This is a genomic window from Bartonella machadoae, assembly GCF_022559585.1.
Lineage (GTDB): Bacteria > Pseudomonadota > Alphaproteobacteria > Rhizobiales > Rhizobiaceae > Bartonella > Bartonella machadoae.
The window spans coordinates 1,844,962-1,869,946 of record NZ_CP087114.1; the positions used below are offsets into that span (position 1 = coordinate 1,844,962).

At 39.5% G+C, this 24,985-nt stretch carries 22 protein-coding genes and 2 pseudogenes; 12 read left to right on the forward strand and 12 right to left on the reverse strand.

Annotated features, from left to right (window positions below; all coding sequences use genetic code 11):
* Positions 1–81 precede the first annotated feature (81 nt).
* Together LNM86_RS08820 and greA are read right to left on the reverse strand one after the other, a co-directional pair.
* Positions 82–1,140, reverse strand: a complete 1,059-nt coding sequence (locus LNM86_RS08820; RefSeq protein WP_241437384.1) for a glycosyltransferase family 4 protein — start codon at positions 1,138–1,140, stop codon at positions 82–84.
* 6 nt (positions 1,141–1,146) lie between these two features.
* Positions 1,147–1,620 carry a transcription elongation factor GreA gene (gene greA / locus LNM86_RS08825; protein ID WP_241437385.1) on the reverse strand — a complete coding sequence of 158 codons (474 nt, stop codon included), beginning with the start codon at positions 1,618–1,620 and terminating at the stop codon, positions 1,147–1,149.
* A gap of 324 nt (positions 1,621–1,944) precedes the next feature.
* Here greA and LNM86_RS08830 point away from each other — a divergent pair.
* Both LNM86_RS08830 and uvrB read left to right on the forward strand, forming a co-directional pair.
* Positions 1,945–2,238, forward strand: a pseudogene (locus LNM86_RS08830) (SH3 domain-containing protein); the annotation flags it as partial.
* A 264-nt stretch (positions 2,239–2,502) separates the two neighbouring features.
* Complete coding sequence (gene uvrB / locus LNM86_RS08835) at positions 2,503–4,791, forward strand: excinuclease ABC subunit UvrB (RefSeq protein WP_241437386.1); 2,289 nt, start codon at positions 2,503–2,505, stop codon at positions 4,789–4,791.
* Between the two features lie 334 nt (positions 4,792–5,125).
* Here the strand turns inward: uvrB and LNM86_RS08840 are convergent.
* Positions 5,126–5,576, reverse strand: a pseudogene (locus LNM86_RS08840) (integrase); the annotation flags it as partial.
* Positions 5,577–6,215: 639 nt separating this feature from the next.
* Between LNM86_RS08840 and LNM86_RS08845 the strand changes: the two are divergent.
* Positions 6,216–6,890: a BA14K family protein gene (locus LNM86_RS08845; protein WP_241437387.1), complete on the forward strand. Its 675-nt coding sequence runs from the start codon at positions 6,216–6,218 to the stop codon at positions 6,888–6,890.
* 70 nt (positions 6,891–6,960) lie between these two features.
* On the opposite strand, the gene LNM86_RS08850 is transcribed toward LNM86_RS08845, so the two are convergent.
* Positions 6,961–7,605, reverse strand: coding sequence for an MBL fold metallo-hydrolase (locus tag LNM86_RS08850; RefSeq protein ID WP_241437388.1), 645 nt, complete (start codon positions 7,603–7,605; stop codon positions 6,961–6,963).
* Between the two features lie 146 nt (positions 7,606–7,751).
* On the opposite strand from LNM86_RS08850, the gene LNM86_RS08855 reads away from it, so the two are divergent.
* Together LNM86_RS08855 and LNM86_RS08860 are read left to right on the forward strand one after the other, a co-directional pair.
* A complete protein-coding gene (locus LNM86_RS08855; protein ID WP_241437389.1) occupies positions 7,752–8,456 on the forward strand; it encodes a response regulator in 705 nt (234 codons plus the stop codon).
* Positions 8,457–8,463: 7 nt separating this feature from the next.
* Positions 8,464–9,804: an ATP-binding protein gene (locus tag LNM86_RS08860; RefSeq protein WP_241437390.1), complete on the forward strand. Its 1,341-nt coding sequence runs from the start codon at positions 8,464–8,466 to the stop codon at positions 9,802–9,804.
* Between the two features lie 50 nt (positions 9,805–9,854).
* Here LNM86_RS08860 and LNM86_RS08865 read toward each other — a convergent pair whose 3' ends face one another.
* Together LNM86_RS08865 and LNM86_RS08870 are read right to left on the reverse strand one after the other, a co-directional pair.
* A complete protein-coding gene (locus tag LNM86_RS08865; protein WP_241438971.1) occupies positions 9,855–10,355 on the reverse strand; it encodes a type III secretion system chaperone family protein in 501 nt (166 codons plus the stop codon).
* Positions 10,356–10,719: 364 nt separating this feature from the next.
* Positions 10,720–10,977 carry an accessory factor UbiK family protein gene (locus tag LNM86_RS08870; RefSeq protein ID WP_241437391.1) on the reverse strand — a complete coding sequence of 86 codons (258 nt, stop codon included), beginning with the start codon at positions 10,975–10,977 and terminating at the stop codon, positions 10,720–10,722.
* Positions 10,978–11,238: 261 nt separating this feature from the next.
* Here LNM86_RS08870 and lgt point away from each other — a divergent pair, with 261 nt between their 5' ends.
* From lgt to LNM86_RS08890, 4 genes are all read left to right on the forward strand, one after another.
* Positions 11,239–12,099 carry a prolipoprotein diacylglyceryl transferase gene (lgt, locus tag LNM86_RS08875; RefSeq protein WP_241437392.1) on the forward strand — a complete coding sequence of 287 codons (861 nt, stop codon included), beginning with the start codon at positions 11,239–11,241 and terminating at the stop codon, positions 12,097–12,099.
* Entirely contained in the window at positions 12,092–13,171 is a 1,080-nt protein-coding gene (locus tag LNM86_RS08880) for a class I SAM-dependent methyltransferase (protein ID WP_241437393.1), read from the forward strand. Before lgt ends, LNM86_RS08880 begins: the two co-directional genes overlap by 8 nt.
* An 81-nt stretch (positions 13,172–13,252) precedes the next feature.
* Entirely contained in the window at positions 13,253–14,041 is a 789-nt protein-coding gene (gene pgeF / locus LNM86_RS08885; RefSeq protein WP_241437394.1) for a peptidoglycan editing factor PgeF, read from the forward strand.
* Positions 14,042–14,479: 438 nt separating this feature from the next.
* Complete coding sequence (locus LNM86_RS08890; protein WP_241437395.1) at positions 14,480–15,412, forward strand: ribose-phosphate pyrophosphokinase; 933 nt, start codon at positions 14,480–14,482, stop codon at positions 15,410–15,412.
* Here the strand turns inward: LNM86_RS08890 and LNM86_RS08895 are convergent.
* The gene (locus tag LNM86_RS08895) at positions 15,409–16,920 is read right to left on the reverse strand and encodes a helicase HerA domain-containing protein (RefSeq protein WP_241437396.1); all 1,512 of its coding nucleotides are present in this window, start codon (positions 16,918–16,920) and stop codon (positions 15,409–15,411) included. The genes LNM86_RS08890 and LNM86_RS08895 overlap by 4 nt on opposite strands.
* A 279-nt stretch (positions 16,921–17,199) precedes the next feature.
* On the opposite strand from LNM86_RS08895, the gene LNM86_RS08900 reads away from it, so the two are divergent.
* Complete coding sequence (locus LNM86_RS08900) at positions 17,200–17,826, forward strand: 50S ribosomal protein L25/general stress protein Ctc (RefSeq protein WP_241437397.1); 627 nt, start codon at positions 17,200–17,202, stop codon at positions 17,824–17,826.
* 81 nt (positions 17,827–17,907) lie between these two features.
* Positions 17,908–18,489 carry an aminoacyl-tRNA hydrolase gene (pth, locus tag LNM86_RS08905; RefSeq protein WP_241437398.1) on the forward strand — a complete coding sequence of 194 codons (582 nt, stop codon included), beginning with the start codon at positions 17,908–17,910 and terminating at the stop codon, positions 18,487–18,489.
* 778 nt (positions 18,490–19,267) lie between these two features.
* Here the strand turns inward: pth and LNM86_RS08910 are convergent.
* The gene (locus LNM86_RS08910) at positions 19,268–20,008 is read right to left on the reverse strand and encodes a L,D-transpeptidase (RefSeq protein WP_241437399.1); all 741 of its coding nucleotides are present in this window, start codon (positions 20,006–20,008) and stop codon (positions 19,268–19,270) included.
* A 257-nt stretch (positions 20,009–20,265) separates the two neighbouring features.
* Between LNM86_RS08910 and ychF the strand changes: the two genes are divergently transcribed.
* Positions 20,266–21,369 carry a redox-regulated ATPase YchF gene (gene ychF, locus LNM86_RS08915; protein ID WP_241437400.1) on the forward strand — a complete coding sequence of 368 codons (1,104 nt, stop codon included), beginning with the start codon at positions 20,266–20,268 and terminating at the stop codon, positions 21,367–21,369.
* Positions 21,370–21,474: 105 nt separating this feature from the next.
* Here the strand turns inward: ychF and LNM86_RS08920 are convergent, their stop codons facing one another.
* From LNM86_RS08920 to petA, 4 genes are all read right to left on the reverse strand, one after another.
* Positions 21,475–21,915, reverse strand: a complete 441-nt coding sequence (locus tag LNM86_RS08920) for a PRC-barrel domain-containing protein (protein ID WP_241437401.1) — start codon at positions 21,913–21,915, stop codon at positions 21,475–21,477.
* Positions 21,916–22,022: 107 nt separating this feature from the next.
* Positions 22,023–22,901, reverse strand: a complete 879-nt coding sequence (locus LNM86_RS08925) for a cytochrome c1 (protein ID WP_241437402.1) — start codon at positions 22,899–22,901, stop codon at positions 22,023–22,025.
* Positions 22,895–24,151 (reverse strand): cytochrome b, encoded by a 1,257-nt coding sequence (locus tag LNM86_RS08930; RefSeq protein WP_241437403.1) that lies wholly within the window; start codon positions 24,149–24,151, stop codon positions 22,895–22,897. The genes LNM86_RS08925 and LNM86_RS08930 overlap by 7 nt, the downstream gene beginning before the upstream one ends.
* 4 nt (positions 24,152–24,155) lie before the next feature.
* On the reverse strand, positions 24,156–24,704 hold the full coding sequence (petA, locus tag LNM86_RS08935; RefSeq protein WP_241438972.1) for a ubiquinol-cytochrome c reductase iron-sulfur subunit: 549 nt from the start codon (positions 24,702–24,704) through the stop codon (positions 24,156–24,158).
* Between the last annotated feature and the right edge of the window lie 281 nt (positions 24,705–24,985).

Here is a 24,985-nt window from a genome sequence, read left to right on the forward strand (position 1 = left end):
ATTGTTCGCGGAAAATCTTTATTTGCGGAAATTTTTAAAGAGAGCATTTTTCCCTACCTCTCAAGAAAATTTCTAATATATTTAAAGTGCTTTTTCTGTAAAAATTTCTTCATAAAGACTCCCAATTGCTTTCGCCTCTTTTTCCAGAGGAAAATGCGCACGAACATGGTCTAAAGCCTTTTGCCCTGCTGCTAATGTTTTGTTCAAATCAGCAAAATACGATTCAATTGCTGTCGTTAAAGCTTCTCCATCGTCTACTGGAACAACCGTTCCGGTCCCTTCTACCACCAATTCTTTAAAAATTCCAACATCACTCGTCACTACAGCAGTTTGTGAAGCCATTGCCTCCAATGGCGTTAAACCAAAACCTTCCATACGAGAAGGTGCCACATAAAGCGATAAACGACGATACCACACGGGTGTATTCAACACCTCACCAAGAAAAATAATGCGTTCACTCAAACCGGCTTCAGTAATTTTTTGTCGCAATTTTTTTTCAAAATTATAATGTTGTTCTGTCGTACGACCAGCAATAAATGCTGTCCATTCAGGATAGCGGGGTAATAATGCTATCATTGCATCCACAAACAAATCAACACCCTTTAAGTAACGCACACGCCCAAAACACCCCACGGCATACTTTCCAGGAAATCCTGATGAAGCAAAGTAATCATCAATCGCCTTTGGTGGAGAAAAGCGCTTCACATCCACTCCATGCATAATCACCTGATAAGGCACCTCTAAGTAGGATCCCGTACATGCACTGGTTGCAATCACCTTATCCATACGACGCAGTAACCATTTAGTAAAAGATTTATGATGGCGCCTAGATGCTGATGTAAAGACGAGTTTTAACTTCATCCGCAACACATCGCGCAGCAAGACTCCACAAAGCATTTCAATATTGCGTCGTGCATGCCAAATACGAAAGGGCTTACCCTCTGGACTCTTCCAAAGTCCCAAAAGATCTTTAAAAGCAAGAGTTGGCAAATCTTTCGGTAATCCAAACCCAAAAGTGGATATACACACACCTTGCTTGCGCTGTAATGGAATAAGCTGAACGACTGTAGATGTCACCCCCGATAACCGCTTTTTAAAGTGAGGAGCAATAATCTCAGTCTCTTTTAAAGACATACGCATATTCGTTTAGATATACTGAACCTTAATAATTTCATAATTATGTGCTCCCCCCGGTGCAATCACTTCAATCACATCGCCCTCTCGTTTACCAATGAGAGCACGTGCAATAGGTGAAGAAATAGAGATTTTACCAGTTTTTACATCAGCCTCTTGATCACCAACGATTTGGTAAATTTTTTTCTCTTCAGTATCCTCATCCAAAAGTTTAATAGTCGCTCCAAACTTAATTTGGTCACCTGAAAGACGCGAAACATTAATAACTTCTGCCCGAGCAATATAATCTTCAAGCTCGTTAATACGCCCTTCATTATGACTTTGCGCCTCTTTAGCAGCATGATATTCAGCATTTTCCGATAGATCACCATGCGCACGCGCCTCAGAAATCGCTTCAATAATGCGCGGACGTTCCTCTTGTTGACGCCAACGCAACTCTTCTTTAAGATTCTCAAAACCAGCTGTAGTCATCGGAACTTTTTTCATAACGCGTCCCTTTCTGTTACATAGAAGGATCAATAAAAACATAAAAAACGGCTTCCAAAATCACTTTTGGAATCCGAAAACCACAATTCTATATATTATATAGTACAGCACCCCTCTTTTCCATATAAAAATAAAAAGGAAAACAAAGCATTCAACAATTTTGTTGAGCAAACTTCAATAATGAGGACATTTAAAATATTCAACGAAACATCCTATAATAGAAGAAATAATTGTAATTTTTTTTATTTTATCATAGTCTAACAAAAGAGATCTTATATGAAAAGAGAAGGAAGAGAAATCTCGAGAGGAATCTTCTGTGGAAAAATGAAAAATTTGGTAATTTTTTTTGTGTTTAGCTCTCTCCTTCTAAACACAAGTGTCTCTGGAGCTATCGGTGCTTTTGTCACAAGCAATCTTAATTTTAGAACGGGACCAAGTACGCAACATACACTTCGTGGTTTAATTCCTGCAGGAACATTGATCTTTGTCCAAACCTGTAGAGGAAACTGGTGCCATATACAATATAACACTCAAACAGGCTGGGTATCATCACGCTATCTCTCCTTTAAAGATGGTGATGATCTTTACCGCACATATGCAAGACTTCCTGTTACAAATTGCCATATGGACAATCTCACTATCCATAGCAATGGCAGTGAACATCATCATAGTATAAATGACAAAAGCAATACAAAGAACCTCAACTGTCATGATGCTAAAAAAGCAAAAAGAAACGCTTTAGAGAACGAAGAAAATGTTCTATGAAAGATTTAACAAGCGAGAATCCCCCCTCAACAACGCTTTGTCGTTATCTCGATCAAATCTTGGTGAATATAATATTCCCTGAAAAGCATATGCCTTTCTCTCTCAAAGGAAGCAATAATGAAAAATGGTGTTACAGCAACAGTTGAGGCTCTTTCCAGACTCATTGCTTCAGGAAATCCTCTTTTTAAGAATGGTGTATTATGGACACCTCACCGCCCTGTTCGTCCTGAAAAATCTGAAGGTGGCATTTCCTTTCAACTCGAAACGTCCTTTGAACCAGCAGGAGATCAACCCAAAGCAATTAAAACTCTGGTTGAAGGAATTGAAAAGGGTGAACGTACACAAGTCCTTTTGGGCGTTACCGGATCGGGGAAAACCTATACTATGGCCAAAATCATTGAAAAAACACAACGTCCGGCCCTGATCTTAGCGCCCAATAAAACTCTTGCAGCCCAACTTTACGGAGAATTTAAAAGCTTTTTTCCCCACAATGCTGTAGAATATTTTGTTTCCTATTATGACTACTATCAGCCAGAAGCCTATGTGGCACGCTCTGACACTTATATTGAAAAAGAATCCTCTATTAATGAACAAATTGATCGTATGCGCCATGCCGCAACACGTGCTGTCCTTGAACGTGATGACGTCATTATTGTTGCATCTGTATCGTGTATCTACGGGATTGGTTCGGTAGAAACCTATACTGCGATGACCTTTACAATAGAAAAAGGTGATCGGCTTGATCAACGGCAATTATTGGCCGATTTAGTTGCCCAACATTACCGTCGACAAGATATCAATTTCATTCGTGGTTCCTTTCGTGTTCGAGGAGATACAATTGAAATCTTCCCTGCCCACCTCGAAGATCGTGCTTGGCGTATTTCGCTGTTTGGCGATGAAGTAGAAACAATTACTGAATTTGATCCTCTCACAGGTCAAAAAACAGGTGCTCTTCAATCTATTAAAATTTATGCCAACTCACACTATGTAACACCACGCCCAACACTCAATCAAGCAATGAAATCAATTAAAACAGAACTCATTCAACGCCTCGATGAATTGAACGCAGCGGGGCGTCTTTTAGAGGCACAGCGTTTGGAACAACGTACAATTTTTGATTTAGAAATGTTAGAAACCACCGGCTCATGTGCGGGAATTGAAAATTATTCACGCTATTTAACAGGACGAAAACCCGGTGAACCACCACCAACCTTGTTCGAGTATATTCCAAACAATGCCCTTGTTTTTATCGATGAAAGCCATGTAACAATTCCGCAAATTGGTGGCATGTACAGAGGTGACTTTCGGAGAAAAGCGACCTTAGCAGAATATGGTTTTCGCCTTCCCTCTTGTATGGACAATCGTCCACTACGCTTTGAAGAATGGGATGCCATGCGTCCGCAAACGATTGCCGTCTCTGCAACACCAGGTCGCTGGGAAATGGAACAATCTCACGGCATTTTTGCGGAACAAATTATTCGCCCAACAGGGCTTGTTGATCCACCAACAGAAGTCCGCAAAGCCAAAAATCAAGTAGATGATGTTATGAATGAAATTCATAAAACAATCCAAAAAGGCTACCGTACACTGGTAACTGTCCTCACCAAGCGTATGGCCGAGGATTTAACGGAATATCTCCACGAACAAGGTATCCGCGTCCGCTATATGCACTCCGATATTGATACATTAGAACGTATTGAAATTCTACGAGATCTTCGGCTTGGCACTTTTGATGTCTTAATCGGTATCAATCTATTGCGAGAAGGTTTAGATATCCCAGAATGTGGTTTTGTCGCTATTTTAGATGCCGACAAAGAGGGTTTTTTGCGCTCAGAAACTTCTCTCATACAAACCATCGGACGCGCAGCACGCAACGTCGATGGCCGTGTTATCCTCTATGCGGATACAATCACCGGTTCTATAGAACGCGCCTTGCAGGAGACACAAAGACGTCGACAAAAACAAATCGCTCACAACAAAGAGCACCATATCACACCGACCAGTATCAAAAAAAATATCGCAGATATTCTCAATTCAGGCGATGGAAACGACCCTATTCAGACAAATATTCCTGATTTCATCGAGAAAAACAAAATGGTTGGCAACAATTTAGCACTCCATATTCAACATCTCGAAAAATCAATGCATGAAGCAGCTGCTGATCTTAACTTTGAAGAAGCCGCGCGACTTCGTGATGAAATCAAACACTTACAAAAAATCGAACTAGCGATTGCCAATGATCCCTTACCACATCATAGCGAACAATCTACCCACGAACCCATGCTACAACAAAGCCTTTTTTCCAAACCAGACCTTAACCATATGGGACCAACGATAGATACTGGTATTTTGGAAAATCGAAAAGGAAAACGAAAATCTCATTCCCCTCTAACAAAGCGAAAATAAAAAAACGTCTAGCAAACCAGCAAAAAGTTTCAAAGCACTAAAAAGAAGCTTTTATTCTTTTGAAAAAACAACTAAAGACCAAAAAAAAGAGCGTTATCTTTAAAAAGATAACCTCAAACATCAAGAATGCTCCGATTTGTCTCAAAAAATATAAGAGAGAGCATTTGCCAAAAAACACTTCAACTGATTAACTTTTAACACAATTTTTCTTTCTCCAACAGCTTATGCAAAAGCTCTAAAACTGTAAAAATGTGCCAAAAATACTTCCAGAAACTAAATGAGCACAAAAAATTAATGAGAGAATTTTTCTCATATATCAAAAAAATCCCCATACGTTATATATCTCAGTTTGCGTAATCTCTGAAACCAGTAAACAACCTAATTTAGAGAAAATATGAAGTTTTAAAGATGAAAACCACTCACCATTTTTACAATTTCCTTTTAGTTCAGCTTTACGAGTTCCAAAACTATACAAAGCAAAATCTTTTAAATAATGCAGATTACGCATTGCTTCATACTTTTGTTTCTCACATTCTTTAATGGGATCACAACCCTTATGCAAAACAGATCGCCACCCAGTTGCACATTCACGCACTTGCTTTAAAGAGACATTTCTTAAAACATCCAAGCCCATTTCACGACGGCACCGGTAAATGATATAGTGTGAAAGCCATTGAGCATCACCATCTTTACGCTTATGAAGCATGCAATCCGGCCTCATCATTATATTACCAACCCCCAATGTTGCAACAGCCCTTGATATTGAGACGATTCATAAGAAGCATTTTTACTCCTTTTTTAGAGTTTTTTACCCACATGACAGCTCTGCTTGGTGGCATGCAGAAACATAGTTTTGATTGATTAAACATAAGATAAGAGAATCTTACAATATTCGGGGAATAATTCAACATGAAAAACGATAAATTATCGTTATCAATCAATATCTTGTAGTATCTCATACACCACAGACATTGTCTATACGATCATAATAGCGAAAGATCATCAACCCTATAAAAGCAAACAAAAAGGACAAAGCTCCATAGTGCAAAGAAACAAAGCAATATTTTATCACCATTTCATAATCCTATAATGAGAAAAATGAGAGTCTTTGTTTATGCTCATACTATCGATGCGATCTAAGATCAAAAGATATAAATAAGTATTGTTCAATGTAGAACTTACATCCATAGTAAAAATAAAGTGCTCTTAATCCACGTTTATAAATAAATTAAGCGAAGAAAAGTATAATGTTTAAAATCAAATTTTTGACATGATATTATTCTATGATTTCACGCTATATATTTTAACTAAAGAGCTTTTTATTCGTTTTGTAAAAATAAATAAATTCTAAATTTGTTCAGGTTCTATTCAGTTTGGTCCGTGTAAGATACGAAAAAATGCGAATTTATATAAGGAGTGTTGCTATGCAAAAAGCAATCAAACTAGCGGTATTATCAGCAATGTCAACGGCAACTGTTTTGATATCACTGGGTACAACACGTGCGGATATGGCATCCTTTCATAGTGAATCTGTCACAAGAAGAATAGAGAACATGCGAAAGGAAATGGATCATTCGATGAAAAGAATGAAGTCCGAAACGCGTTTCCCTTCTAACGACTTTAGAATCCGTTCTGAGGACTATAGCTCTCGTTCAACTCTTAAGAGATATCATCCCTCTTATGATTCTAAGAAATATCATCATGTGGATCATAAAAGGAGAGAAAAAAGCCATCGTTACGTTGAACGTGAGACATATCATTATGTTGAACGCGAAAAGACAAAATATCGTAATGTTTATGTGAATCGCGATAACTCAGGAGATACTTTAGCCGCGGGTGTTCTTGGCCTTGCAGCGGGTGCTATTTTGGGTAATATTTTGAAACAACCAGCGCAGCCTCAAGTTATCTATCAAATACCACCACAAAATCAGGTGGTTTATCAAGTACAGGAAAGTGTGGAATATCTACCATTAGAGCAAACTTCGAAAGCTCAATGGCTTGAATATTGCACAAAAAATTACCGTTCATTCAATCCTAAAACAGGAACTTTTAGAGGATATGATGGTCTAGATCATGTCTGCTATGCTCCGGTGAATTGAATGAACCCAATAAAATGAAATGAACACTGAAAAAGCCCGCTCTAAAGCGGGTTTTTGATGTATCTATCCCTTAAATTTCTTGAAGAAAAGGATTGTTTTGACGTTCATAGCCTATGCGACTTCCTGGACCATGGCCGCAAATGAAACAAACACCATCACCCAAAGGCAAAACCTTTTCTCGAAGCGATTTCATTAATTTTTCATGAGAGCAGAATGGCAAATCCGTACGCCCAATCGAGCCACGAAACAGAACATCACCGAGTAGAGCAAGGCGTTCTTTTTCATTGAAATAAATGACGTGACCAGGAGAGTGTCCCGGTGTATGAAAGACTTTGAACACATGTCCAGCAAAATGAACGTATTCGCTATCTTCTAACCATTGATCAGGAATACAAATACATACGTCATCAATACCATAATTTTTTGCGCTTTCTCTCACACTCTCCATCACAGGTTTATCATCACGATGGGAACCAATAATTTTAACATCAAGCGCCTGTTTTGCTTGCATAGCAGCTCCGACATGATCAAAATGACCATGCGTTATCCAAATAGCCTCAACAATAACACCACTCTTTTTAATCACTTCTTGAATTCGAAACCAATCACCACCAGGATCAACGAGAACACCCACTTTTTTTTCATGATCAAAAAGCAAAGTGCAATTTTGTTGAAAAGCTGTAACCGGAATAATACATGTACTAAGCTTCCCCATGATATCCTATCCAAAAGTAAAATTTTTCTAAGTCTATAAGGAGCATTCCCTCTCCCTTTACAAAAAATAGCCTGCTCGACAGTTTTATGCAACTTATGTAAACTTAGACTTTGTATAAACTAAATTTTTGTCAAGGTTTTTAAAGAATGAGTGATCATGTTCAAACTTTATGTGACGATGCACCTCACCTTCTTGTAATTGATGATGATACCCGTATCCGTAATCTTTTATTTCAATTTCTCATTAAAAATGGATTTCGTGTTTCAGTCTCCTCCAATGCTAAGCAAGCAAGACGGCAACTTTCAAGCTTAGATTTTGATCTTCTTATTGTTGATGTTATGATGCCTGGTGAAAACGGTATCGATCTTACCTACGCACTGCGTCAAACAAAAGATGTTCCCATCCTCATGCTCACAGCGTTATCAGAAACAGACAATCGTATTGATGGCTTAGAAGCGGGCGCAGATGATTATCTCGCTAAGCCATTTGATCCTCGTGAACTTTTACTGCGCGTTAATGCTATTTTACGACGTGGCTCTCCTCTTTCTCAACCCAAAATTGAACAGGTTGTTTTTGGACCTTATATTTTTTCAATTTCACGGCGAGAACTCAAAAAAGGGAGAGAAATTATCAAATTAACAGACAAGGAACAAGAAATGATGGTCCTTTTTGCCGAAAATGCCGGTGATACAATTCCACGCCATAAATTTGCAACGGAGGACAGCACTATCAGTGAGCGTACTATTGATGTACAAATTAACCGTCTCCGTCGTAAAATCGAACAAGAACCAACAACCCCCATATGGCTTCAAACTGTGCGAGGAATAGGTTATAAACTCTCCATTGAATAGAGACATAATGATCAAATCTTCAAGAAAACTTATCCAATGGCTAACAAAGAGGATGCCGAAACGGCTTTATACCCGCTCTTTGATCATTATTATTGCTCCTATGGTTCTCCTACAAACAGTAATTGGTTATGTCTTTATGGAACGCCATTGGCAAATGGTCACTGAGCGTCTTTCAACGGCTGTTGTTCATGATATTTCTGCCATTATTGATATTATTGAAACTTATCCGCAACAAGATAACTATGAAGATATCAAGCGTATTGCACAACAACGCATGGGATTAAACATTTCTATTTTACCCCCATCTCCCCTTCCGCCTTCAGGACCCAAACCATTTTTTGCCATTCTTGATTATTTTTTAAGCGAAGAAATTAAACGCCAAATTAACCGCCCTTTCTGGATTGATACCGTAGGTGATTCTGATCTTGTTGAAATCCGTATTCATCTTGGTCATAATATTTTGCGCGTCTTCGCATTACGCAGCCAAGCTTATGCTTCCAATACGGCTATTTTTTTAAGCTGGATGGTAGGAACAGCGCTCGTTTTATTGCTGATAGCAATTTATTTCCTGCGCAACCAAATCAGACCGATTCAACAATTGGCTGAAGCAGCAGAGAGTTTTGGACGTGGTCGTCCTTTGCCCAAAGGATTTCAACCACAAGGTGCTGATGAGGTTCGTCGTGCGGGTATTGCTTTTTTACGCATGCGTGAGCGTATTGAACGGCAAATTGAACAACGTACCATGATGCTCTCAGGAGTAAGCCATGATTTAAGAACCATTCTTACACGCTTTAAACTGCAGCTAGCGTTAGCAGATACTGACATGGATATGAAACCCCTTGAGCAAGATGTAAGTGACATGCAAAATATGTTAGAAGATTACCTTTCTTTTGCCCGTGGCGAAGGAAATGAAAGTGTTAAAAACTTTGATTTAAATGCTCTTATGCAAAAATTCTCTGCCGATGCGCATCTTCATAAACGTCAATTTTCCTATACCATTGAAGGCCCGACATACATACAAGTGCGCCCCCGTGCCTTCACACGCCTTGTAAGCAATCTTATGTCAAATGCCTTTTGTTATGCCACCACTGTCCATTTAAGAGCCACCTCTAAACAAGAATCTTTTATCTTAACTATCGACGATGACGGACCTGGAATCCGTAAAAATATGCGTACAGAAGTTTTTAAGCCATTTTTTAGGCTTGATAAAGCACGCAATCAAGATGCAAGTGGAACGGGCCTTGGCCTTTCTATTGCTCAAGATATAGCGCGCAGCCATGGAGGCAACATTCAATTAAATGACAGCCCGCTTGGGGGATTACGCGCGACTGTTGATATTCCTCTATGAGTCATAGCTCACAAATCGTCCATAAGGAAATCTAACGAAAACTTGCCGATTTAAGCATTCCCTACAGTTTCAAACAAAGTATATTGCAGTGCCTTGCAAGCACTCTCCCCTCTCCAAGCAACCATCTGAAATGCAACATAATGGCTTTCACAAACTTTAAGCGCATAGATCAATAATGTTTCAACCTGTATATGAGACGGGTGCACCCCCCCAGCCAGAAGAAGCCCTTGTCGATAAATAACAGAATTATTCCCTTGCCAATAATCAAAATGTCCCAGCAACAATTTTTCATTAATTGCTAGCAATAAGCGGTGCATTTCTGCTGTTCGCGCATTTTCCATAGAAAGATCAAATGCACAAGCTAAATGGAGTGCCTCCTGCTCTTCCATCCAAGAAAAAGCAAGGCGATAATTTGCCCGTTTTCCTTCCACGCAAACACTAATTTCATCTTGAGCATCTCGCTCAAACGACCAATCATATTTACAGGCAATCTGTTCAATAAAGTCAACAGGATGCTCTTCCCTTTCTGTGGCGCGAAATGCAAGCCTCATCATAACCCTCAATCACATTAAAACATTGGTCAACAGAATATAAACAACCCAAACTGTAACAATATTTTGCTACAATCAAAACTTTTACACGAAACAAATACACATTAAAAACAATCGACAGTACACACACCCCGGACCACAATAATGTTCCCCGCGGTAACCTGATAATAAAAAACGAATCATCAAGTTCTTCCAGTGTATTGATACAATTTTATAGTACTAGCCCCCCTGATTCAAAAAAATGTTCTTTTACGAAAAACAAATCAAAAAATGAAGAACACCTCTCCTCTAACAGACTCAAGATTAAGCATTTTTTAGCTCCACGCATGGCATTGAAAAATTGGGGATATTTTTTCTAATGCTCTTATTTTTTCTGTAGCTTTATTTTTTCTAACGCATCAAGACGTTTTTTTAAATCGGCATTGTCGGCATGTAGTTTCAATACCATCTCCTTAAAGGTCTCAAATTCTTCCCGTGGAATAAGATCAAGTTGATTGGCGATTTTTTCAGCCTGCGAACGAAACGCTGTTCCGGCTTCCTGTCGTATACCTTGTGCAACACTCGCTGCATCTGTTGCTAGTTTTGCTAATTCATCAAGAATGCGATTAGATCCATTACGCATAAGATTTTCCTTTAAGTGAACTGACTGACACACCCATTATAGCGTATTTTCATAATATTTAGATACTGTATTTGTTCCTTTTATCCTATAGAGTTTATTTTTCCATGAAGATTTGCTTTAAGCCTTTTTATACTTTTTTCCATTATAAAGTTTTCACACTAAAATTCAGTGGAAACCTAAGCCTCTCCTAGCTTGACCATTCCGCATTCTTCTGTCATTCCTCACCATCATGTCTCTTTCATAATGTAAAATGCTTAACTCATGAACACTCTTTCTTGTCCTGCTATTGCTTTTCCATCTTTTCTTAATCCCGTCATTATACAGTTAGGACCCGTATCTCTCCATTGGTATGGACTAGGTTACGTAGTGGGTATTCTTTTTGCTTGGTGGTATGCGCAAAAATTATTAAAAAGACAACCACTATGGTATGCAAATCATCCTCCCATGGATAAAGAAAAAATAGGGGATTTTGTTGTCTGGTCTGCCATCAGCATTGTTATTGGTGGACGCTTAGGACAAGTTCTCGTCTGGGATCCCATTTATTATTTTAGCCATCCAAGCGCCATCATTGCAGTATGGGATGGAGGAATGTCCTTTCATGGTGGATTGATTGGCATTATCATTGCCATGGTCTGGTTTGCCCGAAGAAACAATATCAACATACGAGCAATGTTTGATATCGTTGCTGCAGGTGCGCCTATTGGTATTGGTATTGTGAGAATATGCAATTTCATTAACCAAGAATTATGGGGCAATGTTACCACACAACCTTGGGCTGTTTGTTTTCCCCTAGATCCCTATTATCTCCCTCGTCATCCAAGCCAGCTCTACGAAGCTTTCATGGAAGGATTTCTTCTTTTCATCATCTTATACTTTATGATTTTTGCTTTTAAAGCGTTAAAGCGCCCCGGACTGATAGCAGGAGTCTTTATTATAGGCTATGCAATAGCACGCAGTTTTTCAGAAATTTACCGTGCTCCTCAAGAAGATCCAGAATGGTTTTCTACTCTTTTCCATTCTACTGGATTGACCTACGGTATGGCTTTATCTCTTCCCATGTTTTTTTTAGGATTTTATTTCATTCTCCAAGCCTTTAAACACAAGCCAACAGAAAATGATTAGCCTCAAAGAAAAAATTAAAGAAATCATTGCGCAGAATGGGCCAATCACAGTCAGTCAGTACATGACATTAGCGCTTACTGATTGTGAATTTGGCTATTATCAAACCCAGAAACCCTTTGGCAGCACAGGTGACTTTATCACCGCTCCTGAAATAAGCCAATTATTTGGAGAGATGATAGGTATTTGGACCCTTGCAAGCTGGAAAGCCCATGGCTGTCCTCAACCTTTCATTCTGGCTGAAATGGGTCCAGGACGTGGAACACTCATGGATGATATTTTACGTACCATTCAAAAATTATCCACAACAGCCTTTAATGCTGCCGAAATTTTTCTTATTGAAATCAGTAAAAAGCTTGCCGAGGAACAAAAAAGACGTCTTTCTTCTTATCAGAAAAAAATCTACAATCTTAACAACTTTTCTCAAATTCCTTCAAAACCTCTGTTTTTAATTGCCAATGAGTTCTTCGATACTCTTCCCATCAATCAATATATTAAAATCAACGGAATATGGAAAGAACGCCTTATTACAGTCAATCAAGAAGGAGACTTTACCTTTATCGCTTCTCCACATAAACTTCCTTCTTCCTGCTTACAATCCTATTGTTCTAAAGTCCCTGACGGAACAATTTTTGAACACGCTCCCTCTCGACATCAATTAATGCAACAAATCAGCAACCACTTAAGGAAAGTAACAGGTTCTGCTTTGCTTATTGACTATGGTGCTTCTGATCTTGCCTTTGGCGATACATTACAAGCAGTTTCAAAGCATAGATTCCGCAATATCTTTGAATCTCCCGGTGAACATGATTTAACATCCCATGTTGATTTTTCTTTTTTAAAAAAAATAGCTCTTGAACAAGGCTGTTTTACTGAAATTCTAGAACAAGGAGAGTTTCTTGTAAAAATGGGACTTTTGGAGCGCGCACAACAGCTTGGAGCAGGAAAAAGCACGACACAAAAAGATAAAATCCGTCAAGACATCGAACGATTAGCCGGTCCAGATCAAATGGGAAAATTGTTTAAAGTCTTATATATTTGTGATAAAAACATATCTTTGCCTCCTCAATTTTAATAACCGGCAATCATGCTTATTGACAAAGACATCTTATCCGCCATTCTACTTAAAAAAAGACACCCCCTATAAGGAACTTTTATGAATTCTATCCCTGTTCCTATCCTAGCAAAAGATCTTTCTGCTTTACATCCGCATGGGATAAAACATGGTTTTTTTACACGTCAAACTGGGGTTTCAAAAAGTCTTTATCAAAGCCAAAATTTTGGACAAAAAGCACATAACCAACCTGAATATAATGACCAAAATCGCATTTTGATTACCGATTATTTTGGTGTTGAGGTGCAAAATTTCGTCACTCTCAATCAAATACATTCCTGCAATGTTGTCGTGGTTAATCAAGCTTTTATTGATGACGTTCCAAAAGCCGATGCTCTTGTTACCACCACACAAGGACTAGCAATCGGTATTCTTACCGCAGATTGTGGACCAGTTCTCTTTGCTGATCCACAAGCAGGTGTCATTGCTGCTGCACATGCTGGCTGGCGAGGAAGCTTCAATGGCATTGTAGAAAAAACCATTTGTGTGATGGAAGAACAAGGCGCCAAAAGACAATCGATAACAGCAGTCCTTGGACCTTGTATCGGTCCTTGCAACTACGAAGTCACCAGCGAATTTTATCACCAATTTGTTGATTGCCATCATAAATTCCAAAAATATTTTTTGAAAACAGATAAAGAAAACCACTTTCACTTTAACCTATGGGCATTCATTATGAATCAACTAAAAGAAGCAGGAGTTCACGCTTCTTGTGTAGAGCTTTGTACCTATCAGGATGAACAACGCTTTTTTTCCTATCGCCGTGCGATACACCACAATGAACCTGATGATGAACGGCAAATTTCTGCTCTTATGCTGAAAAAGAGATAACGATCCTTGGATTTTAAAGAAGAAGAGCAAAATTGTACAATAATTTTTATCTCTCAATAAATTTTAACAACTTCTCTTATAGGATGGCACTTTATCGCAAAATGATCTCTTAACTTGGAGCATATAAGCGCTTTAACGCATGTTCTTTTCAAGATTTTCTTATGATGGGAAAAAAATATTCATAGATCAGAAATCACATAGAGTGATATCGTTTTGTTATAACATGAAAGAAAAAAGCTTAATAAAAAGGTCTTTTTCACCTCATAACCCAAAAGAATGCTGCTTAAAAGTAACAAAAATTCTGGAAAAAGAAAAAACCAAACGCATAGCTCTTTCATAATGATAAAGAAAATTGTAATGCTTTTGTAATTGTTGTCTTGTCTTCTGGTAACAAGAAGTTAAACACCATCTCTACCGTGATTCTTTAGAGGTTCTACTATGAAACTTTTCTGCGGCAATTCTAACCCACGCCTTGCTGAGGATGTTACGAATTATTTAAATATTCCCTTAGGCAAGGCAACTGTGAAACGCTTTGCCGATCAAGAGATTTTCGTAGAATTACATGAAAATGTACGCGGACAAGATGTGTTTGTTTTGCAATCCACATCCTATCCTGCTAACGATCACTTGATGGAATTGCTCATCATGATTGATGCGCTTCGCCGTTCTTCGGCACGTCGTATTACAGCTGTAATCCCCTATTTTGGTTATGCCCGTCAAGACCGTAAACCTGGACCACGCACACCTATTTCAGCAAAACTTGTTGCCAACCTGATTGCTGAAGCAGGAGCGCATCGCGTTTTAACTTTGGATCTTCATGCAGGACAAATTCAAGGTTTTTTTGATATTCCAACCGATAATCTCTATGCTGTTCCGGTTATTTCTCGGGATGTTAAAATGCACTACTCCCTTGAAAATGTTATTGTTGTTTCACCTGATGTTGGTGGTGTAGTGCGCGCACGCGCACTCGCCAAGCGTCTGAACAGTTTGCTTGCTATTGTTGATAAACGTCGTGAACGTCCTGGTGAATCAGAAGTTATGAATATCATTGGCGATGTCTCTGGAAAAGATTGTCTTTTGCTCGATGATATTGTTGATTCAGGTGGAACACTGTGCAATGCAGCAAGTGCTCTCCTTAAACATGGTGCCAATAGTGTTACAGCTTACATAACGCACGGTGTTCTTTCTGGAAATGCTATTGAACGCATTACCGATTCAGAAATGAAAGAATTGGTTATTACAGATTCAATTATGCCAACGCAAGCAATTGAAAAAGCACATAATATTCGCGTTTTACCCATTGCCGACCTTATTGGAGAAGCAATTGCCAGAACAGCAGCAGAACAATCTGTCTCAAGCTTATTTGGTTAAGCTGGTCCCTTTGGATCTCCTGGTGCTGTTTCTATACCAAGATCAGGAAAAGCGACAATGCGTTGACCATTAAAATGTGTATGAACAACAACCAGTCCACGCTCTTCGAAGTAGGTTAAAAGCCGACGAGCACGACTTAAAGAGTGTGTCCCATAAAGACGTGCCAAAAATGCATCGGATGGGCATGGTTTTCCGCTTAAAGCAGCCTGCGCCACATTCAAAAAAACACCTTGAACATCATCTTCCAAACTTTCCGAAAGATGTAAAATACGTTTCCAGTTTTCACTTACCGCAGTTTCTTCATCAACATCAGCCTGAGCAACAGCCAATTTACGCCGAAATTGTGCAAGATTTAAAAGCTGTCCTGAATGACCATGAATCCGGCAACGAACCAAGAAATCTTGATAAAGCACGGCTGTTGAACGATAAAAAGCCTCAGGATCATCAAGAATTTCCCGAATAACATGTTCTGCTTGGATATCACGATCAACGGCAGAAAGTTCAGAAAATAAGCTTGGTTCTTCTTCCAACGATTCTTGTTTTTTATGCGCGACTTCTTCTAATATCTCATGAACTGATTTTTCTCTGACCGGCTCTCGTGCCATCTCTCGTGATTGTTTAAAGGGAAGTAAAATTTCCTCCGGAGAAGCCGTAAAAACGAGTTCTTTGACATCAACCCGCTCCGTTGGGAGGGGCATTAATTTAGGGCTAGTAGAACGTGCCAATGTTTCGACAGGGCCAATGACAATCGGTAAGGGGCGTCGTGATAAAGCTGGTCCTAAAGCAACAAAATGCCCTCGTTCAAGATCTCTAAACATTTCCGCTTGACGACGCTCCATCCCCAAAAGATCAGCAGCGCGCACCATATCAATATCTAAAAAAGTTCGCCCTATTAAAAAATTTGATGCTTCAGCAGCTACGTTTTTGGCAAGTTTAGCCAAACGCTGGGTAGCGATGACACCGGCAAGACCACGTTTGCGTCCTCGACACATAAGATTGGTCATAGCACCAAGGGAAATCTTACGTGCTTCATCAGAAACTTCACCCGCCACAGCTGGAGCAAACAATTGCGCTTCATCGACCACAACGAGCATAGGATACCAATAATCACGCTCCACATCAAATAATGCACCAAGAAAAGCACCCACAGCGCGCATTTGTTGTTCCGTATCCAAACCTTCAAGGTTGAAAACAACAGAAACCCGATGTTGGCGAATTCGATGGGCAATGCGTGTCAATTCTCGTTCACTGCGTTGAGCCTCAACAACAACATGGTCAAATTTATCTGCTAAAGTGACAAAATCACCTTCTGGATCAATCACACAATGTTGCACCCACGCAGCACTTTGTTCCAGAAGACGACGGAGAAGATGTGATTTTCCTGAACCAGAATTACCTTGCACAAGAAGACGTGTTGCCAATAATTCTTCCAAATCAACGCATGCGGGCATCGCTTTATGCAAAGCACGACATTCTGTCATCTCACCCAAGGCGATATCAACTTTCATAACATCTCCAGTATTTGATTTTGAATATATCGGCGCATATTTATTCTCCATCCAAACCATGTGTGTAACATTTCCTCTTTCCCAACGATAGAAATCATCGATTTTTCCCACAACTCTTGCATCTGTAAACAGTTTGAATTATAGAACAGTCTTCTGCGTAGACACCCTTGGAGGCAACGCAGGATGGAGCAATCGTTGCTTAGCAACGTATATCTTCATATTCATACAAAACTGTTGTTGGTTTTGATGAATCTCCAATCATATAAAAGGACTTAAATTATGAGCAAAAGCTATACTCTTAAGGCCGAGATACGCGAGCGGGTTGGTAAGGGGTCCTCCCGTGAACTTCGCCGCAACGGTCTTATTCCTGCTGTCATTTATGGTGAAAAACAACCACCTTTGGCAATCACAGTTCCCTATAAAGAAATTTTTTATAAAATTCAGGCTGGTGGTTTTCGTACCACCACCGCAACTATTGTTATTGGTAAACAAAAAATTATGGTGTTACCAAAAGATTACCAATTAGACCCAGTGCGTGACTTCCCCTTACATGTTGATTTCTTACGTATTTCAGCGAAATCAGTTGTCGAAGTGAATATTCCTGTCCACTTCCTCAATGAAGAGACAGCACCTGGTCTTAAAAAGGGAGGTGTCCTCAATATTGTCCGCCACGAAATTGAATGTACCGCTCCAGCAAACGCTATCCCTGAAGCGATTGAGATTGATCTCGCAAGCTACTCTATTGGTGATTCTATCCATATTTCAGCAGTAAAATTACCAGAAGGGGTTACACCCGTTATCCAAGATCGAGACTTTACCATTGCAACCATCGCAGCCCCTGCTGGTATGGATGTCAGTGATGAAACTTCCGAACAAGAGGATGATGAAAACAACGAAACAACTTGATAAATTTTAGCAGGCGGGAAAATTCCCGCCTTCCCTTATTTAAAATTCTCAAATTCCTTATACTATACTGAAGGCATACGCATGTGGCTTATTGCGGGTCTTGGCAATCCTGGTTCACAATATCAAAAGAACCGCCATAATATCGGTTTTATGGCTATTGATGCCATTTACCACTCTTTTTCTTTTTCTCCATGGTCGAGAAAATTTCAAGCCGAGATTTCCAATGGTCTCATAAATGATGAGAAAATTCTTCTTCTAAAGCCTCAAACTTTCATGAATCTCTCCGGTCAAGCCATTGGCGAAGCCTTACGATTTTATAAATTAGATTTAAAAAATTTACTTGTCATTTATGACGAATTAGACCTTGCACCAGGAAAAGTGCGTGTAAAAATTGGTGGAGGAAATAACGGACACAATGGTATAAAATCGATTGATGCCCATTGTGGTACTGATTACTATCGTCTGCGTTTAGGAATTGGACGCCCTAATTCCAAAGAATTTGTTCATCAACATGTTTTGGGAAATTTTACGAAATCCGATCAAGAATGGCTTCCCCTTCTTTTACAAGCAATTGCAAAAAACATCAGGCTCCTCATAAAAGGTGATACAAGCCTTTTTATGAATGAAATCGCACAAACAATAAAAAACGAAAACCCACTATAACAACTCATATTTCTAAAACACAAAGTCAATCACACATTGTACAATTCTCACACATAATACTGTTTTTAAAGAAAAAGAGCATGAAGCGATAAATCAGTATCATATGAATTTATAAGGAGAATATACCGTTATTCATCTTAAATGAGATCACCCAATACCGTCAGATTCTCTCATTTCACACCTATGGTATACTCAATCAATCTAAACCATCTTCTTGTCCATAAGAAACAGAATAATTGTGGAGATAAAAACACGAGAAGAAAAGAATAAAACACCTCTCATAAATCGCCTTAATACAAAAGCAGAAACATTGGATGACGAGAGAATATAATAATGGTGCCAGCTTTCACCTTCATCAGCGTAAAGAGAGTGGGTACTCAAGGACTTTTACATTATAACATTCACAGGGTGCCGTCGTGAAATGGGCTTGAGTGCACTGAGAGATATTTTTTTTAAGCGCACGAATTGGCAACCCAATGTTGCTCTCTTCTACATCAGGGTCGTTCTCCATTGAAGAACGTGACAAACAAAAACATGAGGCAATACGCAATCTCTATTATTTTAAAAGATATAGCTGTCGATACTTTTAAACGTTGTAAAGCCGCGTTAAAGAGTGATAGGCTGGAACGGATTTTTCCCTTTACGCCTTCATATCCTTACCCAATGAAGTTGTCTGTTTCCCCACCTCAGAGGTTACAGAAAACCAATACACGCAGTATGCTTCCTCTCATCTGACAAAAATCATCCAATGATACAAACCAAGATCACATCCTTGAAATTAAAAGAAACTCTGTGGATTAATAGTTTCCTGAAGCGGATCATACATTCTTGATTGTTGACTTAAAGCCGATTGACGATCACCATTTTGCAACACCACCACACGTGCGCCAACGGGAACACGATCATAAAGATCAATAATATCTTGATTAAGCAACCGAATACATCCGCTTGAAATAGCACGACCAATAGACCAAGACTCATGAGAACCATGAATACGGAAAAACGTATCCTGCCCATTTTTGAACAGATAAAGTGCTCGTGCACCCAAAGGATTATCGGGACCTGGAGGCATCCCTTTTCCCAGATGACCATAACGTTCTGGTTCTCGCGCCATCATTGCCGCGGTAGGTGCCCAATTTGGCCACTTGCGCTTGCGCTGGACAACTCCCTCACCTTCAAATGCTAACCCTTCCTTACCAACCCCAATACCATAACGCAGAGCTTGCCCATTTTCACCAATAAGATAAAGAAAACACTCCTGCGTATCTATCACCAATGTTCCAGGTGGATAAGATGTATAATAGATCACTTTTTGACGCCAAAATTTTGGATCAATCGTTGTAAGATTAATGGCGGGCAATAAGTAAGGTTCATTGGTTACAGGACCGTATAAGGCCTGCATTTCTGCTGGAATATGCATAACTTGTTGAGAAGAAACCAACGACATATCTGATTGATGCGTAGCACATCCAACCAAAGCCAAAGGTGCTGCAATTAAAAAAGCACGATGAGATAACACTCTTACATTCTCTCCAATTAATTCTTTATGCAGACTTGCATACTATGAAAAACTTAGCGTATTATTAACGCTAATTTGAAAATCTCTTATCCTTAAGAGATAAGTTTTTAAAGATGTTTAAAAAAGCAACCTATTCGTTAACATAGACTTTTTTCTTACCTACAGCAATAACAGACTATAACTCTTCTTAAAATATGCTATAAAACGTCAAAGATGTTTCATCTTAACCATAAAATCAATAGAAAAGAAGACTACTCATGGGCTTTAAATGTGGTATTGTGGGATTACCTAATGTTGGTAAATCAACCCTTTTTAATGCATTAACAAAAACAGCGACAGCACAGGCTGCCAATTATCCCTTTTGCACAATTGAGCCCAATACCGGTGAAGTTGCTGTTCCAGATTTGCGAATGGAAAAAATTGCCTCAATCGCCGGCTCAAAAGAAATCATCCCCACACGCATCAGTTTTGTTGATATTGCTGGACTCGTACGTGGCGCTTCAAAAGGCGAAGGTTTAGGCAATAAGTTTTTAGCCAATATCCGAGAAGTTGATGCCATTGTTCACGTTTTACGCTGTTTTCAAGACGATGATATTACCCATGTAGAAGGCCGCATTGATCCTGTTTCTGATGCTACAACCGTTGAAACAGAACTCATGCTTGCAGATCTTGAAAGCCTTGAACGACGAATTGTACAAGTCCGTAAACGTGCAACCGGCAAAGAAAAAGAAGCTCTCACCATTCTTCCCATTATGGAAGCAGCATTAGATTTACTACAGAAAGGAAGCCCTGTCCGGTTATTACTCAAAGAAATCTCCTCCGATGAACGCCGTATCCTTGATAATTTAAACCTTTTAACGTCCAAACCGGTACTTTATGTATGCAATGTGAGTGAAAGTGATGCCGCTCATGGAAATAGCTTCACCAAAACTGTTGAAAAAATAGCAACAGAGCAAAATGCACAAAGCATTATCATTTCGGCTTCGATCGAAGCAGAAATCACCCAACTTGATGATGCAGAAGCCTTAGAATATCTTAATGCCTTAGAACTCTTTGAACCGAGTTTAAACCGCCTCATTCGCGCTGGCTACTCTTTGCTTGATCTGATTACTTACTTTACCTGTGGCCCCAAAGAAACACGCGCATGGACAATTGTGCGTGGCACCAAAGCCCCCCAAGCGGCTGGTGTAATCCACTCAGACTTTGAACGTGGCTTTATTCGTGCTCAAACCATCAGCTACGAGGATTATATCGCTCTAGGTGGAGAAAATGGTGCGAAAGAAGCAGGTAAAGCCCGTGATGAAGGCAAAGAATACATTGTGCAAGACGGCGATATTATGCTCTTTAAACATAATACCTAATATCCACTTCATCTCAATATTTCATCCTAAAGGATTTACACAAAAAACAGTGCCATCATAGATCATGATAACACTGCTCTCTTCATAGAAAATGAAAATACGAAATTAACGTGCCCAACGTCCTTCGTACTTAAAGGTTGGAGCCTGTTTTAAAGAATCCTTTGTTGCATTGGTAATAAGCTTCCATTTACCATAGTCATTTATCATCTGGATTGTTTCTGGAGCAACAACCACATAACTTTCCCCTAGACCAAGGAAACCACCAACAGCGATAACAAATCCCGCAATATTATTTTCACGCAGAATGATATCTTTTACTTCACCAATATTTTCATCATCTATATTGTATACATTGGCACCAATAAGGCTTGAAGCAACAAAATCCGTTGCTAAAGGCGTCACATAACGCACAGACGCATCGGAACCTACCTGTACAGTCCCTGTCGCAGAAATCGTTTCAGGTTTATGAGGAACTGTGAGAGGCTGGGCATAAGGACTAGAAGCCATCAAAACTGATATAAGAGTAGTATATACAATTTTCTTCATTTTAACATCTCCGTTTTTACTTTGCTTTTACTTGATAAAACTCAATGCATCATGATCAGATTTGTTCCATGCTTTTTCACAACCAGCACTCTAGCCCACTCTTCTTTTCAGCCTCTCCTATTCTCTCCCAATTTTCCTTCTAAACCACGCCAGATCCGGACTTTCAAAATATAAACAAGACTTGCCAAAATGATTAAAAACAAGATAACACGAAACCCTGTTTTTTTACGAACCTCCATATGAGGATCTGCAGCCCACATCAAAAAAGCAGAGACATCACGCGCATATTGTTCAACGGTTTCCTGTGCCCCATCCTCATAGGAGACAATGCCATCACGCAACGGAGGCGCCATAGTTAAAGTATCACTTGCAACAAAATAAGGATTATACCAATAACCACCAGCAATTTTTTTATTCTCTGGTGCCTTTTGATATCCCGTTAAAAGAGCTGTAATATAATCTGGACCCGCCGTATTGTAATGCGTCAATACATCGGAAATAACAGCAGGAAATGGCAAAGATATGGCGCGCGCTCGTGCCATCAACGAGAGATCTGGAGGAGAAGCACCATTGAGAATAAATCTTGCTTCTTCTTCATTAGCAAAAGGAGAAGGAAAATGGTCTGTTGCAATACCAGCACGTTTAAAAAATTTTCCTTCTCGATTAGGACCATCTTTCACTTCATATTGCTTGGCGAAATTCTGAATCTGTTGCTGATCATAGCCTAGCGCCTTTAAATCATGAAAAGTCACATATTTGAGCCCATGGCAACTGGCACAAACCTGCCGATAAACCTTTAAACCACGCCGTAACTGCGCCTTATCATAAACCCCAAATGGCCCTGAAAAACTCCATTCTTGTTTTTTAGGAACACGTAATGGGAAAGAACTAAACTCTTTCTCTTTATCAGAGACGTTCCTTGCAACACTCTGAAATGGAAAACTCATCACCGCTATAACAATCAATCCAATAAAAACATTCACCATAATGTATTTTTTCTCTGTTTTATATCTTCAGTCATTGAAGCAGGAAGAGAGCGCCCCTTTTCAAAAAGAGGGAGAATCGGCAAAACAACCAAAAAGAATATAAAATAATAAGCAATTGCCAAATACGTCCATAAAAGAGTGCTATCACTCATTTCCCTTGCCCCCAACCAACCAAGAAAAAGAACATCAAAAATAAAGGCCCAAAAGAAAATTTTATAAACAGGTCTATATCTTGCCGAGCAAATTTGAGAGCGATCTAACCATGGAACAAATACCCAAACAAACACCGAACCCGCTAAAAGAAGAACACCCACAAAAGTTGATGAAAGAAAACCAATATTAAAAGTTATAGCACGCAATATCGCATAAAAAGGCAAAAAATACCACTCTGGTACAACACGAAGAGGCGCTTTTAAAGGATCAGCAACGCTATAATTTTCAGCCTGCCCCATATAATCGGGCATATAAAATAAAAACCAAGAAAAAAGAAGCAAAAAAACAAGAATGGCAAAAAGATCTTTAATAAACGCATAGGGTAAAAAAGGAACAATTTCCTCATCGGATTGTATTGCAAGACCGGTTGGATTACTCTGTCCAACTTGGTGGATTGCCCAAATATGAAGCCCGACCAAAAAAAGTAAAACAAATGACAAAACATAATGAAAAACATAAAAACGGTTTAACGCTGGCTGTCCTACGCTATAACCACCAAGAAGTGTCTCATGTAGCCATGTCCCCACCACAGGGATAGCTTTTAGGAGACCAGCAACCACCGAAGCTGCTGAAACAGACATCATTCCCCACACAAGCACATAACCCAAAAATGCTATTGCCATCATAGTGATATAGATAAAAACACCTGTAACCCAAACCATTTCGCGCATATTTTTATAAGAACCGTAATAAAGTCCGCGTGCTAAATGAAGATAAGCAGCAATAAAAAAGAAGGACGATCCTACACAATGCCATGGACGAAAAAGCCAACCAAATTGCCCCTCACGCCTAAAGCGCTCACCCGTTTCAAAGGCCAAATGAACATCCGGAACATAATGCAATGCCAAAACAATGCCGGTCAAAAGCTGTGATAAAAGCATAACGGTCAAAATACCGCCAAATGTATAAAAGTAATTAAGATTACGTGGCACAGGAAAAATAACAAACGCATTATAGAAAAAACGGGGAAGAGGTAAACGCTTGTCCAACCAGCGGGCAACAGCACTTTTAGGACAATAAGGAAGAAATTTTGTCATCACCTCATCCTATTTTGAGTAAGGTATCAGAAAGGAAACGATAAGGTGGTATAGCTAAATTATAATGAGCGGGTCCTGAACGCACTCTTCCAGCTGTATCGTAAACAGACCCGTGGCATGGACACAACCACCCACCAAATTTACCTGATTGTCCAAGTGTTACACAACCAAGATGCGTACAAAGATTAATGATAATAAGCCAATTCTCACGCCCCTCACCTGCCGAACGGGCAAAATCTGTTGCCTCTTCTTCACCTTCAAGATTAGGATTACGTGCCTGACGGTCTCTCAAAAGGCTTAATTTGGTAGCACGAGCCTCAGCAATTTCTTTTGCGGTGCGGTTACGAATAACGACAGGTTGTCCACGCCACTTCACTGTTATCGACATGCCTTCTTCAATCCCAGAAAGGTCTACTTCCACACAAGAAGATGCCAAAACAGCCTCATCTGGGCGCAATTGACGGATAAAAGGCCACGCAACAACACCCATCCCAACTGCCCCTGTCACAGCTGTTACCAAAAACAGAAAATCGCGTCTTGTTTGCTTACTCATTCCCTTAACGACGAGGTCGTCCATAGCTCCAAGAGACCTTTTACCATACCAACTTCCATTGTACAATCCCTGATCTTTGAGTTCCCTAAACCATAAAACCCCTCAAAAAATTTCTTACCATTTATGCAATCTGTTATCTCATCCCAAAACTTATAGTTCCCACTCTCAAAAAGAGTGTAACTCTCCCCCATTCTGATGCTTTCATCCTCAAAACCCTCAACGATAAAGCCCCCTCTTCACAGATATGATCTGCTATTGCTATGCTGTTTATTGTAAAAACC

Excerpts from the sequence above, each read along its gene's own strand:
- LNM86_RS08860 (WP_241437390.1), top strand. The coding sequence starts at position 8,464 with ATGATCAAATCTTCAAGAAAACTTATCCAATGGCTAACAAAGAGGATG.
- LNM86_RS08880 (WP_241437393.1), top strand. The coding sequence starts at position 12,092 with ATGATTAGCCTCAAAGAAAAAATTAAAGAAATCATTGCGCAGAATGGG.
- LNM86_RS08925 (WP_241437402.1), bottom strand. The coding sequence starts at position 22,901 with ATGGTGAATGTTTTTATTGGATTGATTGTTATAGCGGTGATGAGTTTT.
- LNM86_RS08865 (WP_241438971.1), bottom strand. The coding sequence starts at position 10,355 with ATGAGGCTTGCATTTCGCGCCACAGAAAGGGAAGAGCATCCTGTTGAC.
- LNM86_RS08920 (WP_241437401.1), bottom strand. The coding sequence starts at position 21,915 with ATGAAGAAAATTGTATATACTACTCTTATATCAGTTTTGATGGCTTCT.
- LNM86_RS08845 (WP_241437387.1), top strand. The coding sequence starts at position 6,216 with ATGCAAAAAGCAATCAAACTAGCGGTATTATCAGCAATGTCAACGGCA.
- pth (WP_241437398.1), top strand. The coding sequence starts at position 17,908 with ATGTGGCTTATTGCGGGTCTTGGCAATCCTGGTTCACAATATCAAAAG.
- LNM86_RS08850 (WP_241437388.1), bottom strand. The coding sequence starts at position 7,605 with ATGGGGAAGCTTAGTACATGTATTATTCCGGTTACAGCTTTTCAACAA.
- LNM86_RS08895 (WP_241437396.1), bottom strand. The coding sequence starts at position 16,920 with ATGAAAGTTGATATCGCCTTGGGTGAGATGACAGAATGTCGTGCTTTG.
- lgt (WP_241437392.1), top strand. The coding sequence starts at position 11,239 with ATGAACACTCTTTCTTGTCCTGCTATTGCTTTTCCATCTTTTCTTAAT.
- petA (WP_241438972.1), bottom strand. The coding sequence starts at position 24,704 with ATGAGTAAGCAAACAAGACGCGATTTTCTGTTTTTGGTAACAGCTGTG.
- LNM86_RS08870 (WP_241437391.1), bottom strand. The coding sequence starts at position 10,977 with ATGCGTAATGGATCTAATCGCATTCTTGATGAATTAGCAAAACTAGCA.
- uvrB (WP_241437386.1), top strand. The coding sequence starts at position 2,503 with ATGAAAAATGGTGTTACAGCAACAGTTGAGGCTCTTTCCAGACTCATT.
- LNM86_RS08930 (WP_241437403.1), bottom strand. The coding sequence starts at position 24,151 with ATGACAAAATTTCTTCCTTATTGTCCTAAAAGTGCTGTTGCCCGCTGG.
- LNM86_RS08855 (WP_241437389.1), top strand. The coding sequence starts at position 7,752 with ATGAGTGATCATGTTCAAACTTTATGTGACGATGCACCTCACCTTCTT.
- pgeF (WP_241437394.1), top strand. The coding sequence starts at position 13,253 with ATGAATTCTATCCCTGTTCCTATCCTAGCAAAAGATCTTTCTGCTTTA.
- LNM86_RS08820 (WP_241437384.1), bottom strand. The coding sequence starts at position 1,140 with ATGCGTATGTCTTTAAAAGAGACTGAGATTATTGCTCCTCACTTTAAA.
- ychF (WP_241437400.1), top strand. The coding sequence starts at position 20,266 with ATGGGCTTTAAATGTGGTATTGTGGGATTACCTAATGTTGGTAAATCA.
- LNM86_RS08900 (WP_241437397.1), top strand. The coding sequence starts at position 17,200 with ATGAGCAAAAGCTATACTCTTAAGGCCGAGATACGCGAGCGGGTTGGT.
- greA (WP_241437385.1), bottom strand. The coding sequence starts at position 1,620 with ATGAAAAAAGTTCCGATGACTACAGCTGGTTTTGAGAATCTTAAAGAA.
- LNM86_RS08890 (WP_241437395.1), top strand. The coding sequence starts at position 14,480 with ATGAAACTTTTCTGCGGCAATTCTAACCCACGCCTTGCTGAGGATGTT.